Source organism: Leptothoe sp. ISB3NOV94-8A (genome assembly GCF_043421595.1).
Lineage (GTDB): Bacteria > Cyanobacteriota > Cyanobacteriia > Phormidesmidales > Phormidesmidaceae > Leptothoe > Leptothoe turfae.
On sequence record NZ_JAXSQW010000004.1, the window covers coordinates 154,288 to 170,800 of the forward strand.

The window sequence follows — 16,513 nt, forward strand, 5'->3', positions numbered from 1 at the left end:
TATTATCTATCACTTAATTTTGGTGAATTCGATGCCCAATTCTCTCAATGGTCACGTTGCCCATGCTGCTTTGCTAACTCCATTACAGGGATCCAAAAAACAGCAAAAACAACCAGAGCTGCAGAAAGATAGCCCACTTCAACCCATCACCCAAAAATCCTCGCCAGTTCTCAAAGCAGATTGGTCCCACGCTACCGAAGAACTGCTGGACAGCATGCCTCAAGTCTGGACACGAGGTCTGTTATATTTACTCTTACTATTTGTGGCTGTGGTATTACCCTGGGCAATGTTTTCCCTCGTTGACGAAACCGGCACTGCTCGGGGACGTCTGGAACCTAAAGGACAGACCCTGCGATTAGATACTGAGGTGGCAGGCTCAATTGCGACTATCCAGGTCGAAGAAGGCGATCGTGTTGAAGTCGGTCACCAGCTCTTAGTCTTAGACTCTGAATTGATTGAAGTTGAGCTACGGCAAACGCAAGAGCAGCGAAATGGTCAAGCAGATCGTCTGGCTCAACTTAATCTCTTGAGAAATCAGCTAACGACTACCCTCACGATCCAGCAGCAACAAAATCAAGCCCAAGCTCTGGAACGGAAAACTCAAATTGATCAGGCTACCCAGCAAATCGAACATGCTAGAACTGAGCTTGATCTGAGGGTAATGAACCTTGCGAGTGCCAAGCGAGAATTAAACCGTTATAGGACCCTTTACGAGCAAGAGATTATTCCTAAAGTCGAAGTTGTCGAACATGAGGATGTGTTGATGGAGCGGCAACGTCTCTATGAGCAGGCCCAGGCTGATGTTATCCAGGCAAAGCTTCAACAACAAGAACGGCTGCAGAGTTATGACAGTTTGCTGCACACAGGTGAACTCTCGATGCTTCAGATACAGGAAGAATTGAAAAATCTGGAAACTCAAATCACCCAACTCACTTCCGAAATTGCTCAAAGTACCCATGCGATTCAATCACTTAAACTGCAATTAGAGCAACGTGTAATTACCTCCCCTGTGGCCGGAATTATTTTTGAGTTGCCTTTTCAGCAAGCAGGGGCAGTGGTTCAACCCGGTAGTAAGGTGGCTGAAATTGCCCCAGAGGGAGCGACCTTTATTGTGAACGCCCAGATGGCTACAACTGAAAGTGGATCTCTGCGTGAAGGACTGCCAGTAAAACTCAAATTTGATGCCTACCCTTTTCAGGATTACGGTATTGCGACAGGAACGGTGGCGAGTATTTCTCCAACTTCACGAGTTGAAGAAACGATTCAAGGTGATGTCGATACGTATCAGCTAGAAATTGAACTCGACCAACCTTGTTTGCCGACGCCTCAGGAATGTCTTCCTTTGCGGCCAGGTGACACAGCTACTGCAGAAGTGATTGTTCAGCAACGTCGCATTGTTGACATTATCTTAGACCCCTTTAAGAAGCTGAGTAAAGACGGGTTACAGCTCTAGATAGGCTACTCAGCAGATATTTCAATTGACGTGTTATTTCTTCTTAAATAAGGACATGGGAGATTAAATTATGAATACAGTTAAAAAAATAAAAATGACTCCCGGTGAGTTTCTCCATCAGGCTAAGACGTTAGCCCATCTACCGACTTTAGTTGAAGCGATCGCAACTCGTCAGGTTATCCAAGCACAAGCGAACGATTTGAGCCTGGATGTCACTCCCCAGGAACTGCAACAAGCCGCTGACCTGTTTCGTAATATGAATCAATTGCACAGTACAGAAGCCACTTTTTCTTGGCTTGAAAAATATCAACTCTCCTTAGATGAGTTTGAGGAGTTTATTCATGGCAATATATTGTCTCATAAAGTGGCTGACCACCTTTTCTCAGATCAGGTAGAACCTTATTTTTATGAACATCGAATAGTTTATGAGCAGGCCATTTTTTATGAAATTCTTTTTGAGGATGAGGACCTAGCTTTAGAAGCTTTTTATGCGATTGCAGAAGAAGAATTAAGCTTCTCAGATGTTGCTCATCAGTATATTCAAGATAAAGAAAGTCGGCGTATTGGTGGATATCGAGGTGTCGTGAGTCGCAAAGACCTGAAGCCTGAGATCTCGGCTGCTGTATTTGCCTCTAAGCCACCTACACTTCTAAAACCAATTTTAACGGCTCAGGGTAGCCACTTAATCTTGGTCGAAGAAATCATTCTTGCACAACTAACTGAGTCTCTCAAAGGCCAAATCTTAAATAAATTGTTTACGGAATGGCTAAAAGAAGAAATCCAAAATATTGAAATTGACTTTGATGTAGATAACTATGCACAAGCGAATTCTGACAATGACATGACTTTAGCTGTTATGTCTGGTTAATTTCTAAAAAGAAACATCGAATATAGACAGCTTTCTTTGTTGACCATTTATCTTCGTATGACCTATGATTTTTCGTTTAAACGCCCAAAATGTTTTCGATTATCTTCAAGGCACTGACCTCTGGTCTGAACCAGAGTCACCGACAGGACAAGTTGAGCTAAAGCCAGCGAAGAACTTCAATCTGTTAGTCAGTCTAAACAATGGCAAAAAGTTTCTAGTGAAGCAAGAGCGTTATGCGCCAGATGGTAAAGCCGCAGGCGAATTTTTCAATGAGTGGCATATTCGCAAATTCTGGCAAACATTTCCAGAGTTTGCTGCGGTACAGCCTTCAGCATCAAGCCTAGTACACTTTGATGCTGAACATGCGATTGCTATTTTTGAGTATCTGGATGATTACCGTGACCTAGGAGATTTCTATGCGAAAGAAAATCACTATCCGGAGCAAATTTCTACCGCGATTGGTCAAACCATAGCAGCTCTACACAAAGCCACTTTTCGCCAGGCGGAGTATCAGTCCTTTTTAACTAAGGAAGCAGCTACAAATAGTACCCGAAAACCGTACTTGCAGAACCTAGAGCGCCCAACTCCTGAGATCTTTAGCGGTCTACCAGGGGACGGGATACGGTTCTTTGTCCTCTACCAGCGTTTTGCGAGTTTGAGGCGGGCGATCGCAGCAGCTAATGTGCAAGTTACACCCTGTTGCTTAACTCACAATGATCTCAAAATCAACAACATTTTACTGCATCCAGAGCGCCTACGGTCATCTTCCACTGCTTCTGCCGATTCCGCCGAACTCCCTGACTTGATTCGTTTGATCGACTGGGAACAGGCAGGTTGGGGTGACCCTGCTTTTGACCTGGGATCGGTAATTGCTAGTTATTTACAACTCTGGTTAGGGAGCTTAATTGTTAGTCAAGACATGGCGATTGAAGAAAGCTTGAAATTGGCCATGACTCCGCTGGAACTGTTACAGCCTTCGCTCCAAGCTTTAGTCAAGGCCTATTTTGATGAGTTTCCTGAAATTCTGGCACAGCGACCTGACTTTTTATCCCTGACTTTGAAGTTGGCTGGGATTGTGCTGATTTTTCAGATTCAATCTGTCTTACGGTATCAAAAAAAATTTGGCAATAACCAGATCTGTACTCTGCAAGTAGCAAAAAGTTTGCTCTGTCAGCCAGAATTAGCGATTCCGACACTGTTTGGTACCGATAGCCTGCAGGTGCCCACCCTTTCTACTGTGATGTAAATTTACTTTGGATTTCTAACTATGGTTCTTTCCACTTCAGTTGCGTCAGCCTCCCTGGCGACTTTACCTTCTAACCTAGCTGATGCCTTAGAAGATATGGCGGCATCCGTCATGATTCAGTCAGACCTTTGCATTAAACACCCTCAGTATCAGCCCTTTCAAGTTCCGCCCGAGATCGTCAATCGATTTGAACATGTTCCGGCTGATTTAAAACAAAAGTATCTCATGCTCCAGCTTAGGAGTTTTTTGTATGGCATCTACTACAACGGTTCTTTACAAACGGAACTGGCTCTGGATAGTGATTCCGAAAAACAAACTCAATTCCAAGATCTAGAGAACAATACTTACTTTGGCCTTGATCTCGACTTTTTGACTCAACTGCATCAGCATAATACTGGAACCGGCTATTTTGATCCGGGTTGGCAGGTCGTCGAACAAGTCTCCGAGGAGAACCTTACTGTCAAAAAGGGAGGCTTGACCCTATACATCAATTGCCAGCGTCATTTGGTCCCAGAGGTGACTGCGGCAGTGGGTGAAGTTGTCGCAATTCGCTTGCCCAGTAATTTAATGCAGAACGGTTTTTACGTAGCCGTGGGAAATGCTGGCAAGAGTTCTGAGCGAGTTGAGCAAGGACAAGAACCAATCGTTCGTCTCTATTTCAACGTGACGAGCCAAGGGGCCGTAACTGTTATGAAGACCCTTACCCAACAGATGAATGCCCAAGCGTTGCCCTTCACATTCAAAGTGCTCTATAACCCGGCCAATTATCAGCGTCATGATGCAGGGGTTCTATATGTAGAGCGTTCCCACTACCTGCAGGTCCGTGGATTGTTGCAGTCAGTTTATGCCAAACATCAGTCTCACTTTGGCCAGCAGGAACCCCTTTTTACCAAACGTCTGGCACCGGGGCTAGGGTTAGCCGAGGAGCCCGATCGCAAGTTTGGTCAGTCTGAAAGTTTCGGTCAAAACCGCTGCCAAATCGTCGCGAATGCTTTGTTAGAAGCAGAGACATTTAGCGACAAGCCAGACTATCCTGAGCAGCGACTAGCTACTATTCAACGACATTTTCAGCAAATTGGCCTCGACCTAACACGCCCTTACCTCAACGCTAATGCTGAGGATATCTATGCTCCTTTGGACCTATGAAAATCACTTCCCTAGAAGATGCAATGAGGAAGACATCATTACAGAACTTTTGTCTTTTTGTAAGAGGTCCATCCATTACAGAAGAAAAGTTTCAGCAGCTGAGCGATCAAAGTTTTGATTTTATCGAGCTCTTCAACCTTTTTTGAAGCTGGTTATTGGATATTTAGAAACATCCTAAAATAGTCCAGTCTGAAGGAGAGAGTTTCCAAAAAAATATTTGAAGCTCAATCTAACAGTCTTAACTATTTTACTTATGTCCTATTTAACGACCTATTGAACAGTGAATGTCTTGGGTAAGCGAGTCGCTTTCGCTTTGAGAACGTGAATTTGACCGGACGGGAGAATAATCTTAGCAGGGAGCTTTGATTGAGTGCGTTCCAAGTAAGTTCATATGTCTCAACTTGTTGAATTGGCCAAACGCTTTAGCAATATCTTCTTCTCAATCAAACGCTAGAATTAATATCTGTCAAGAGCTTCAATGCTTGGCAGGAAAAATTAGCACCAGATTAAGCCGAGAAATCTCGGGTCGAGACTTCTCGGTGAGATGGGAATATAGAAGCTAAGAGTTTTGAACCTAAAACAATCAAATCTAGAAAGGTTACTAACTGTCAGACAGTTAGTAACCTTTCTTATATTCAGATTTTAGATTGCAAAATCTGAATCGGGCACTTCGATGAAATAGTTCTAAAACCAGTCTCTTTTTAAGCTGCCATAGGCAGCTGCTGTACCACTTGTGGATAGCTTCATAGCGTCGTACGTGGAAATTAGAGCGTTAGTGAATGTTTTACGTTGGATAACCTTGCCATGCTGGGCTTTAAATAAATCAAACTGATAAAAGTTGGAATTTATTTTTTTGAATTCAAGTCTTTTGTATTTTATTTATGTCTTTTTAGATATGGCATTTATCTTGTTGTTTGAAGGAAGAGTTTGCATAATAAATATAGGCCAGGATATTACCTGTCTCGAATCAAATCTATATGGAAAACTGACATATTTTTTATAGAAGTTTGCCTGTTGTTTGATTTCCGGTGTATGTTAGCAAATTTAGTTTTTGGAGAAATCAAAATGTCCAGTATTAAGATTGATAGTTTATCTCCAGCAGGTTTGGAGATGATGCAAAGCCCAGAATCATTTTTAACTGAGCTTGGTGATGCTGAAGATGCAATTTATGGAGGAAAAGTTTATTCTGATAGCCGAGTAGTGGCTTTATCAGTATTCACGACTCCCGCCTGTATTGCATCAGTTATAGCATCAAACATCGTCACCAATACGGATTAGACTTGTTGCGAAATAAGAACCTAATCGAACTAAAAGCACTGGTAGCAGAGGCTTTTGAACGTTCGTTTGTTACAAAACTTAAATCCATTGAGGTACAAGGGTTTAAGCCACTTTGTTACCTTATTTCGCAACAGCTCTATTTTTAACTTGAAAGAAGGTGGGCGATGCCCACCTTCTACTCTTTGAAAATCATCGCAGCAAAAACTTAAAATTGAAGCTTTCATAACCCCAAATGTTATTTGGTTAACTTCTTCTCGTCAATCAGAGTTTTGCTTCCAGGAAAATATCTTCCACACCTGATAGCTCAGGGCTTGTCCTCTACTAACACTCCAACCAAAACACCATGAAAAATAACCATATGATTCGGGAACAAGTAGATCGCAATCTAACCCTTTGCCCTAGCGGACGACCGGAAATTGAAGACAGCCGTGTCTTCGGTATTGTGACAGGAACTGCTGAGCAACCGCAGGTGAACTATCTCAAGAAGACGATTCCCTTAGATGAAGAACTACTGAGCCAAACTCAAGCCGTTACACCCACTGAAGTGTTTAGGATTGCGTCTCCATGTCAGGCTAATAAATGTGTTCACTTTGATGGGCAAGATTGTCGCTTGGTCATGCGGGTAGCTGATCAACTACCACACGTGACTGAGACTTTGCCACCTTGCGCGATTCGTCGTGATTGCCGCTGGTGGAAACAGGAAGGCAAATCAGCCTGCATGCGTTGTCCGCAAATCCTTACAGATAACTATCACCCCACTGAATTGGAAGTGCAGGTCTCGGGTGACCCTAGAGGGCATTTAAGTCACTAAAAGCCTTGCATTTTGCTGAAGACTTCAACAGATAGTTTGTTTGACATATTAGAGGTTCATTAATTCTGCATTGGGTTATCGGACAAAACTACTATCTTTCATCCCTAAAACCCTTCTAGAAATGCTTGATTAAATTGAGAGGTTGAAGCTAGATTATTGGAGGTTGGCTAAGAGTTTCGAAAAATGCATTTACAGCAATAACAACCTATTTGGAGACCAATCATGACTATTGAAATCAAAGACCTAGTTGAGCAAGCTGTTACACTTGCAGCTGAACGGCGACAACAGATGCTTTCTGAGCAGGAAACTACAACCAATAAAGGTGGTGGTGCAAGGCATAATCCCTACACTACTTTTGGCGGGATCTGGGATGGGTTTGGTTCGGTCTTGTTTCCTCGTTAGTCCGTCTTAGTAAATGACAGAGAAAATAGCGTTGGCATAGTTCTCTGTCATCTTTTCTCGGATTAAGCGATTGTACTCATGGATGGCTTTGGTGCGTGAATGTTCTGACAGCCAGATCGATCCTCCAGAGCATCGATTTCAGGATTCAACAGGGTAGCTATCCGGCATTCCCAAATGAGTGATCTGATATAAACTTTCATTACTCTGGAAATGGATGAGATATTGGGTGCTTCAGTGTATGGGTTGTCTAAATAACCGAAATAATTAGGCTAGCTTAGGGTCGACTAATAAGTCGAGAGCATTATCATTGCCTTCACCAAACTATATTTACAGCCAGTTACCCACCAGCACGTAGGGTGCCCAATATCGAGGATGCTGGTATCGAGGATTTTTTAGTAGAGCTAGCTGAGCCTGCCGTAGTGCGCTGGCTTTAGTAGTAGGATTACGTGTCAGTACTTGATAAAACTGCTGCATTAAGACTGCACTGGTTTCATCATCTATATTCCAGAGTGAGGCCAGGGTACTGCGAGCACCTGCACGTACAGCAACGCCAGCTAACCCTAGTGCGGCTTGTTTATCGCCAGTTGCTGTTTCACAGGCACTTAACACCAATAGTTCAATGGCATCCTGGCGACTTTGTTCACTGTTTCGCAACAGGCGATTTAATGCATTAATTTGAATTGGGTTATCCCAGGCCAGGATAAATGTTTCCTCTGGGTTAGAACTAAACTGACCATGTGTGGCAAGATGCACCACTGGAAAAGGAGTTTGGTTGATTGCATCTGTTAACGCACTTTTTGTAAAGGTCTCATTTAACAAGACACGACTATCTAAGGTTGATTGAATTTGCTCGACTTCAACATTTACAAAAGGTAGGGGAATAAAGCCATGACGAGATTCACTTAAACCAGCTGTAATGGCAGCTAGGTTTTGTTCCGCCAACGGCTTTGGGTCTACCAACTTGAGACCCGGTGCCAGGGCCAGGCTATACTTTTGGACTAAATATTGTTGTCCGTTGTAGAGCGTTGCCATCGGAATGTTGCGTAATGCCCCATCCAAAATAAAAATGAGGGTATCAACCTGGGCTTCTTCCAGGGCGGACTCTGCCGGTTTCAACAGACTGTCATAAATTTGTTTTGCCAGGGATTGGGTGCTTCTAAGACCGAAGGAACGCACAACTTGTTGACGTAAATCATTAATAATGACTTCTAGATCGGTTTGGGCCAGAGGCGTTGCATAATGTTGCAGGGGTTGATTGGGGAGTTTCAGAATGACTTCTAGCCGATCTGGCAAGATAATGGGATATAAAACAGCGGTGGCAGACTGGCCATCATCAACTACCTGATCAATTTGTTGTCGAACTGCCAAGCAGGGTTCTCGAAAGAAATTTTCTAGTTCTGCTAGCTGCAGGGATTCAATCACATCTCTAGCCTGTAATAGCTTGTTTTGGCTAATGTTGGATTCTGTAGAAGACGGAGTTAACAATAAATCTACCAGTTCTCGATAAACAGGTTCGACCTTTTCTCGAAAGTCATATTGAATATCGGGGTTAATGGCTACTAGCTCGTTGCGTAGGGATTGTAGGCTTTTGACCGCATCGCTATAGGCTATGGTGGCATCTGTCAGGTTACCCTGTTGACGCGACAGTTGGCCCAGCTGCCACTGCCAGCGATAGGCAATGTCAGCAGCATTGAGGTTTTGTGCAATTGCCAGGGCGGATGCTAACTGGACCTGTGCCTCAGACAGATTGGCTGTTCGGTTGTAGAGTTCTCCTAAGTAGCCCATTGCGTAAGACTCAGCACGACGATCCCTGAGGTCTTGGGCCTGGTCAAGTGCTTGTTGCAGGAGTTGAGCGGTCTCGTTGGTGGGTAGTGGTTCGGCATGATCCAGCAAGTTACGGGCCAGGACGAGCCGGGTGTAAACGCTAGTGCGACCAACAGGCTGGTTAGTTAACTGGGTGCGGATATCGGCAAGGAGTGAAGTCGCCACATCGGTTTTGCCGGTTTCAAACAGTAAACTGAGTCGGGTAATGTTGGCCTTTAGCCGTAAGGAGGATGAAACTGGCTGAACAGAGACTTGCTCAAAATAGTTTAGGGCCTGGTCCGTATTTCCCTGCGCCTGGATCGTATTGCCTAAGCTAAAGCGGATTTTGGCTGTTTCGATGGGATCGCCTAGCTGTTGGGCCAATGTGAGACTTTGTTCCAACACTGTTTGAGATTGTTCAAGGTCGCCCGTAATCCGGAGCAGATCTCCCAGGTTGCGCAACCCTGTTATTTGGCTCAATGAGGGCGAACGGTCTGCAAGGGGAGGATTCAGGTCTGTGAGGGTGTTGAGTGCTCGACGGTAAAAGCCTAGTGCTTGCAAGGCCTGGGCCTGGTTGATCTGACTGCGGAGAATGCCATTGTTGTTACTGGCCTGGCGGTAATCCCGCTCGGCCTGCTGAAAAGAGCTGAGGGCATCTGTGGGTTGCGATCTCAATAAATATATGGTCCCCTGGGTACTTTGCACCTGGCCTCGACTACTCCAGTAGTCAGGTTGGTCGGGTGATGGGTTACTGTCGAGCAGTTGTAGACTAGTGCTAATGGCCTCATCTGTCTGGGGGCTCTGGCCTATATTTTGATAGGCCAGAGCCAGATGGCTATGTACACTGGCCTGACTCAGCCAGTTTCCCTGGGCGACCAGTTGGTCAACGGCTTGTTGCCAAACCTGGATAGCTGTTTTGTAATTACCTGCTTTGTATAGGTCTCGTCCCTGTTGAATTAGGCTGGATGATGACCTATCTGTCTGTTGTGCAGTTAGGCTGTTGAGAGAGTTAATTTCAGTATCTGGCGTCTGAACTAAGGCTGGCTGGCTGGCTGGTGCTGGTGGCGGGTACCAGAGGATGCCTATGCCTAGCACTGTGACTAAAGATAGGCAGAAGTAACCCAATGAAAATTTCCTTAGATATCTTCTCATGGTCTGGATGGGCATGCACCACTGTAAGAGATTAACTGGGCTGTTGCCTGGGAAGCCTGGGCTAACAGCTCAACGATGCCAGAGTCATTCATGACAAAAGACTGAGCTTCGACTAGATGTGTTGGACGATTGGTTGTTGGGGTTAGGGCAGTGGGTTTTGCATTAGTGTCTGTACTCTGGGTGAGGGTATTGGGGTTTCCATAAATTTCTAGGTCTATCAATCCAGGTGATTCACTACGTACTACATCATTGGGGGTGGGGGGTAATCCGCCGCGACCGGTTACTACAAATGCACTCTGCCCTTGGCCAGTATCAGTCAGGCAGCGTTGATCAATTTGGTTGCTCCTATCTACGAGGTCGGTCGGTAACTCAATCAGTCCTTGAGCGGGATCAAGGTTGGGGGTATTGAGAGTGACAGTGCCCGATAGGCCAAACTCGGAGCTGGCGGTGATGTCACTGAGGGGTGTTAGCTTGGGGCGAAATTCTAGACCAAGGATATTTCGGGCGGTGATGTTGATATTGCCGCCATTACCTTCAAAGGCATTGGCAGTGATGTCGCTGTTTTCATCAGGAACAGCAACGAGAAAACTATTGGGACCAGTAATGCTGATATTGCCACCATCACCGCCAGCTTGGGCGGTTCCGGCAGTAGCAGAGAGAGTGCTACCGTTGCGCAACACTAAGACATCTTCCAGGGTGAAGGTCAGGTTACCCCCATTACTGCTGCGCGTGGTGGCGGTGATGGCACTACCGTTGTTTAGCGTTAGTTGGTCAGCGGTTGTCGTGATATTCCCCCCCTGAGCTTGCCCTTCGGAGTTGACCGTAATCCGCCCACCGTTATTTAAAGCGACCTCAGGAGTGCTTTGGAGGATGACAGTCTCCCCACCTTGATCGACAATCTCATTACCGATGAAAATATTCCCCCCCAATCCGGACGAAACAGGGCCTGTACTGGATTCAACAGTACTATTATCAATAGTCAGACTGTCGGCAACGTCCAAGAGTATGTCTCCTGCTTGGCCTGATGCTGTGGTAGTTGCTGCGATGGTTATTCCCTCCTTGAGGGTGACTTCCGGAGCCGTCAGTGTCACCTGCCCTGCATCACCTTGTCCCAGGGTCTCAACCGAGACCCGTCCTTGCCCCTGAATATTAATAGTTTCAGGGGCCGTAATCTCAATACCACCGCCGATGCCAGTGGCTGTCGTGCGAGCAGCAATAAAACCATTGTCTCTGAATTGGATATTTAAATCGGTATCATGGCTAGTGGGTTGGATGGATAAGTCTCCTGCGGGTGCAGCGCTGTTGGTTTCGGCAAAGACCCCCAGTTCACCGGAGATATCTAACACCGAGGTATTGAGCTTGATATCGCTGTTGCCTGCCTGGTTGGTAGAGTCTGCGGTAATGGTGGTACTGAGTTCTGCATTCTGACCAATGGTAAGGATTGGGGCCGTGATTTCAATGTCACCGGGGGCACCAGCACCAGAAGTTTCAGCAGTCAGACGGGTGTTTTGTCCTAGGGTTACGGCTTCTGATGCTTCAACCCTGATGGAACTAGCGTTACCTGCACCAGTAGTCTCGGTTGACATAAAGGCAGCATCCGCAAGGCTTAAGTTGGGGGTGGCGATGGTGATCTCTCCTGCATTTCCCAACGCCGAGGTACTGGCAGCGAGCCCTGCCCTATCCAGTAGTTCGATGCTCTCAGACGCCTCCAATATAATCCCCTCAGAATCTCCTTCAGACCTCTCTGATATGCTGCTGGACTCGACTTGGCTGAAAACGCCACTGTTATCACCATTGCTAGATGCTCCCTGAGCACGAAATGTGGTGGTATTTACCACGATTTGCCCAGCATTGCCCTGATTCAAGGTATTGGTAATGAGTTGTGCCCCATCCAGGAGTTCGATGCTGTCAGATGCTACTAATTCAATTTTTCCAGAAGAGCGCTCATCCTCATCGAACGTGAAGTTAAAGCTGAAAACACCACTGTTATCACCGTTGCTAGCTTCTCCCTGAGCGCGAAAGGTATTGGTGTCCACCACTATTGAGCCAACAGTGCCTGCACCCCGATCTCTAATAGTGGTACTGAGTCGTCCCCCATCCAAGAGTTCAACGCTGTTAGAAGCCTCCAGGACTATGCCCCCAGAGTTCCCCTCAGCAAATCCTTCAATTTCGCTGATAACACCGCTCCGTCCTCGGCTGCTTTCTCCTTGAGCGCGAAAGGTATTGGTGTTTATGGCGATTGGACCAGTATTGCCCTGACCAGAGTTACTGGCAGCAAGTTGTGCCCCATCCAGGAGTTCGACGCTCTCAGATGCTTCTAACACAATTCCTCCAGAATTCCCCACAGCGAGAGATCTGACTTCACTAAAAACAGTACTCGGGACACCGAAACTGCCTGTTCCCTGTGCGCGAAAGGTAGTGGTGTTCACTTCGATGGGTCCGGCATTTCCTTGACCAGAGGTATTGCTAAGGATTAATGTCCCATCCAGAAGTTCAACACTTTCTGAAGCCTCCAAAACAATTCCCCCAGAGTTTCCCTCAGCGAACGGTTCGACTTCGCTGACAACATCACTGTCCTGCGCACGAAAGATAGTGGTGTTTACGACGATGGGCCCAGCATTTCCCTGACCAGCGGTATTGGCCTCGAGTCCTGCTTTATTAAGGAGTTCAACACTGTCGGATGCTTCTAATACAATTCCCCCAGAGTTCCCCTCAGCGTTTCTTCCAACTTCGCTAAAGATACCTGCTCCATCCAGGAGTTCGACCCTTTCAGAAGCTTCCACCACGATCCCTCCAGAGTTTCCTACAGCATCCTCTTCGACATTGTTGAAAATGCCGCCACTGCGACGTAAAACTTCACTAGATGCTCCCTGAGCACGAAAAGTACCGGTGTTCACCACGATTTGCCCAGCATTGCCCAGACCAAAGGTACTGGCCTCGATTCGTGTTCCATCCAAAAGTTCCACTAGATTAGAGGCATTGATAACAATATCCCCTGCCCCATTGCCGCTCGTCGCGTCTGCCCTAATTCCGGCCACAATCTCGCTCGCCTGAGTCAGGCTAAGGGTGTCAGCTAAGATGGCAACGCTCCCATCACCATCCCCTTGTACATTCACTGTGGCTCCGGCCTCGAACAAAACATCCCCACGGACAACATTTTCAGGAAAAGCAATCCTCTGATTCGCGTCTAACGTAATCACCCCTGCTGCATTCAATCCGCCCAACTGCACATCTACCCCCGGTGCCAGAATTTGTCCGCTTTCCAGGCGAACATCTCCCCCCAGCAGCGTCAGGGTTTCACCTGCAGGCACCTGTAAGCCGCCCACATCATTAGGATCCGAACTCAGAACATCAAGAAAAATTGTGTAAGCTCCACTCTCTTGGCCATTGTCTGTATAGCCTGCTAAGGGCAAGACCGACCCTGGCCCTGTCGGTCTAAAGTCATTAAGTGAAAAAATATCTCCCCCTGCACTTATGGGGCGATTGTTAAAACTAGATAGACCCAAATAAAATTCTCCTGATGCGGTTACTTCTTGAGCAGGCAACGTCGATTGAAGCCCTACACCATCATCATTGCCAATAATCCCCAGTCCGTTTTCATCAAACAAGAAAACAATTGTATCCACATCGGTTCCGCCGACCGTGCTCGCCGAAAAAGAAGAGCCTGCGGGCAGTAAGAGCCTGTACAAATCAACATCATTATTCTCGGCGAGTTCGCCCGTGATGGTGCTGGGTACCGATGATCCTGCATCATTAGCAACTTGGGCTGTATCTAGTAAAGGCCCTGCATCAGCGACTTCAGTGATGTTTCCTGCCGTAAAAGAAATCGGTTGACTACGAATCACAATGTCCCCTGGATTTTGCCCAACTTGCAGTCCCACCGGTTGGCTCATCGTTAGCAAAGGCGGAGCTGTTGGATTAACAGTGTCAAATTCATACTCGTTAAATAAGACGCTGTCGGCAGTACTGGCGAAAAAGGAACCGCCCACATCTAAGCGACTATTGGGACCAAAGATAATCCCATTCGGATTTAGCAAGAACAAATTTGCATCGCCCAAGACGCCTAACGTACCGTCTATTGCTGAAGAGTTTGCACCGGTTACTCGACTAAAAATGTTCTCGATCCCAATGCGGTTGCTGAAGTAAGCCCCTCGTCCTTGTTCAACATTGAATTCGATAAAACTGTGAAACAAGTGGGAACCTCTAACAGCCCCACCATCAATGATGTCTACAGATAAACCATCGATAGTTTGATTGGGAATAATTTGAGAATTTTCTGCTCCTAAACTGTTGTCAGGGACAGGGTTGCTTTGAGCTAATGCAGGTGCGACTAAAAAAACACTAGTCCCACAAGCCAAATAGCTAATGAGGTTAAGGTAATAAGACCAGTGGTTTAAAGGCTGACTCATGTTTATATCCTCTACTCCTGGAAGTTATGGTGATTCCCAATCGCTTCGAATACAGTGTTTCCCTTTCTACTTTTCGATACTCGGTCTAAATCACAAATGCTTTGGTTCTAAACATGTTGCCGAGCATCATTTTAATATCAAAGCTTTCTCCGGGTAAACCCTGAAACTGTTTGAGCTATATATTTATTTCAAGGCCTTGACGTGGTGAATCGTAATGCCTGGCCCTCAAACAGAATGCCTAGCCACTGACTTGGGTTTACCCAAGCCGCTGTGACCGGGCTGAATTTGTTTAAGTAGGACATTAGAGTGTGAGCGAGTGCTACTGGTCAAGTGCTTGTTGCAGGAGCTGAGCAGCCTTGCTGGTAGGGCAATGGCTCGGCATAATCCAGCAGTGCCATGCTTTTATATAACGCCTCAGTCCTTGGTCTGACTGGGTTTGTTATATCACTTAATGTATTAAGTCGAGCTTAGTTTCATACTCATCCTAAAAAAGTTGCGTCACTCTGCATAATTTCTAGAACCTCCCCTGATAGGTCAATAGACGCTTACAGAAAATCTGTTTGAAGTATCTGATATCCACTAACTAATCCTGTAAGGAGGCTGGTACCAGGCATTATTGACTCAAAGAATGATTTTCATGTTTATGTTCACGTACTAGCGATCTCACTTGCAATTTACTCAATGTGAGATCGCACCTTTCGCCAAGTTCCAAAGCACAGTCCATTAACCTAACAGTGTTCAATCAGCAAGCATCGTCAGACAAAACAAAGAACAACTCAAAAAACACCTTTTTTACAAACCAAAATGGGTTTGTAAGGAGTTATCCATGATTTTAGAATTTGTCCGTATTTTGACTACACCAAAACCATTGGCTCCGTCAAAACCTTATTCTCTCGAATAATTGAATGTGACTAAGGTATCAATACCAAAACCTCACATCATCCGATCCGCTAACCCCGATTGGACCAGTCTGCTTGGTCTTTTAGTCTTGACAGGACTAATGGCAATCGTAACATGCGCCATGGTGATGAATATGGCCACATTACGCCAAGTGTTTCAGCCTGATGTGCCGATTCCAGGACAATATGAGGCTGCTGAACAAGTTTCTTGTTAGCTAATGCTTATCGCATTCTCGATTGGAATGAATATATTGGCAAGGTGAGGCAATGGGCAATGGGGATATATTCAGCGCATGTGAGAAACGCTGTATCCTCTTTAAGAGTGATCAGAGATGGAACAGTAAGACTGAAGCGAGCAAGACTAACGTCAAAGCATTAATCCTTTGGAGGACTTTCCGATCTCATGTTCCATCCCACCCATGGTCAGAAGGAGTAAAAAAATGGGCCCTAGGGGCTTGCCGGTAAATAAGGTACCTGCCAATAGCCCCTTACCCTTGTTCCTTTACCCCTTTTCCTTCTCTCAGCCAGAGATTTTATTTTTTGGCAGATCCCTAACCTTGATCACATTATTTGGAGAAAATTGTCATGACTGCACCTGTTCAAACCCTGGCCCCTAAGACTGATAAATTCCAGACTCAAATGCCCACTGCTCAAACCAAAGCTCGGCTAACGGCTACCTGGGTTGTCGAAAACAATCGCTTAGTTTGTAAGTGGCTACAGATTAACCCTTATGTCCGTTGAAACCGCTTTTCTAGTAGTCTGTCAAGCCTAAATTTTTAGGTTGAGACTAGGGTGACGGGAATGGAGTAAGAGGGAAAACTTCCTCTGAAATTCCCCTGGACTGAAAATCGGCGGAGATATCGATAGAACCCTTTCAGTCAATATTATAAATTCTCCGAAATCTGGAGAAAACAATATCGAGTTTCGGGTAACTGGTGGAACTGGCAACGTCAGCATTAGTGACGTTGCCATCTTTTATCGAAATGCGAATGCTCCTCTCGTTCCCTAATGATTCCTGGGTAGAGAGAGTTCTATCAGTATCTTCC

The 16,513-nt window shown here is 45.8% G+C and carries 10 protein-coding genes; 8 read left to right on the forward strand and 2 right to left on the reverse strand.

Annotated features, from left to right (window positions below; genetic code table 11):
- Positions 1 to 31: 31 nt before the first annotated feature.
- The 7 genes from SPB21_RS34290 to SPB21_RS34320 all read left to right on the forward strand — a co-directional run bounded on the left by SPB21_RS34290 (position 32) and on the right by SPB21_RS34320 (position 7,204).
- Positions 32 to 1,453 (forward strand): beta-barrel domain-containing protein, encoded by a 1,422-nt coding sequence (locus SPB21_RS34290; RefSeq protein ID WP_499869533.1) that lies wholly within the window; start codon positions 32 to 34, stop codon positions 1,451 to 1,453.
- Between the two features lie 70 nt (positions 1,454 to 1,523).
- Positions 1,524 to 2,321 (forward strand): peptidylprolyl isomerase, encoded by a 798-nt coding sequence (locus SPB21_RS34295; protein ID WP_499869534.1) that lies wholly within the window; start codon positions 1,524 to 1,526, stop codon positions 2,319 to 2,321.
- Between the two features lie 64 nt (positions 2,322 to 2,385).
- Positions 2,386 to 3,567, forward strand: coding sequence for an aminoglycoside phosphotransferase family protein (locus SPB21_RS34300; protein WP_499869535.1), 1,182 nt, complete (start codon positions 2,386 to 2,388; stop codon positions 3,565 to 3,567).
- 21 nt (positions 3,568 to 3,588) lie between these two features.
- Positions 3,589 to 4,713 carry a T3SS effector HopA1 family protein gene (locus tag SPB21_RS34305; protein WP_163670238.1) on the forward strand — a complete coding sequence of 375 codons (1,125 nt, stop codon included), beginning with the start codon at positions 3,589 to 3,591 and terminating at the stop codon, positions 4,711 to 4,713.
- 1,065 nt (positions 4,714 to 5,778) lie between these two features.
- Complete coding sequence (locus tag SPB21_RS34310; protein ID WP_499869537.1) at positions 5,779 to 5,991, forward strand: hypothetical protein; 213 nt, start codon at positions 5,779 to 5,781, stop codon at positions 5,989 to 5,991.
- A 343-nt stretch (positions 5,992 to 6,334) separates the two neighbouring features.
- Complete coding sequence (locus SPB21_RS34315) at positions 6,335 to 6,802, forward strand: nitrogen fixation protein (RefSeq protein ID WP_250565177.1); 468 nt, start codon at positions 6,335 to 6,337, stop codon at positions 6,800 to 6,802.
- Positions 6,803 to 7,024: 222 nt separating this feature from the next.
- Positions 7,025 to 7,204 (forward strand): hypothetical protein, encoded by a 180-nt coding sequence (locus tag SPB21_RS34320; protein WP_163670235.1) that lies wholly within the window; start codon positions 7,025 to 7,027, stop codon positions 7,202 to 7,204.
- 327 nt (positions 7,205 to 7,531) lie between these two features.
- Here SPB21_RS34320 and SPB21_RS34325 read toward each other — a convergent pair whose 3' ends face one another.
- Both SPB21_RS34325 and SPB21_RS34330 read right to left on the reverse strand, forming a co-directional pair.
- The gene (locus tag SPB21_RS34325; protein WP_499869539.1) at positions 7,532 to 10,132 is read right to left on the reverse strand and encodes a CHAT domain-containing protein; all 2,601 of its coding nucleotides are present in this window, start codon (positions 10,130 to 10,132) and stop codon (positions 7,532 to 7,534) included.
- Positions 10,133 to 10,155: 23 nt separating this feature from the next.
- The gene (locus tag SPB21_RS34330) at positions 10,156 to 14,568 is read right to left on the reverse strand and encodes a two-partner secretion domain-containing protein (RefSeq protein WP_499869541.1); all 4,413 of its coding nucleotides are present in this window, start codon (positions 14,566 to 14,568) and stop codon (positions 10,156 to 10,158) included.
- A 1,484-nt stretch (positions 14,569 to 16,052) separates the two neighbouring features.
- Here SPB21_RS34330 and SPB21_RS34335 point away from each other — a divergent pair.
- Complete coding sequence (locus SPB21_RS34335; RefSeq protein WP_163670229.1) at positions 16,053 to 16,208, forward strand: hypothetical protein; 156 nt, start codon at positions 16,053 to 16,055, stop codon at positions 16,206 to 16,208.
- Positions 16,209 to 16,513 lie beyond the last annotated feature (305 nt).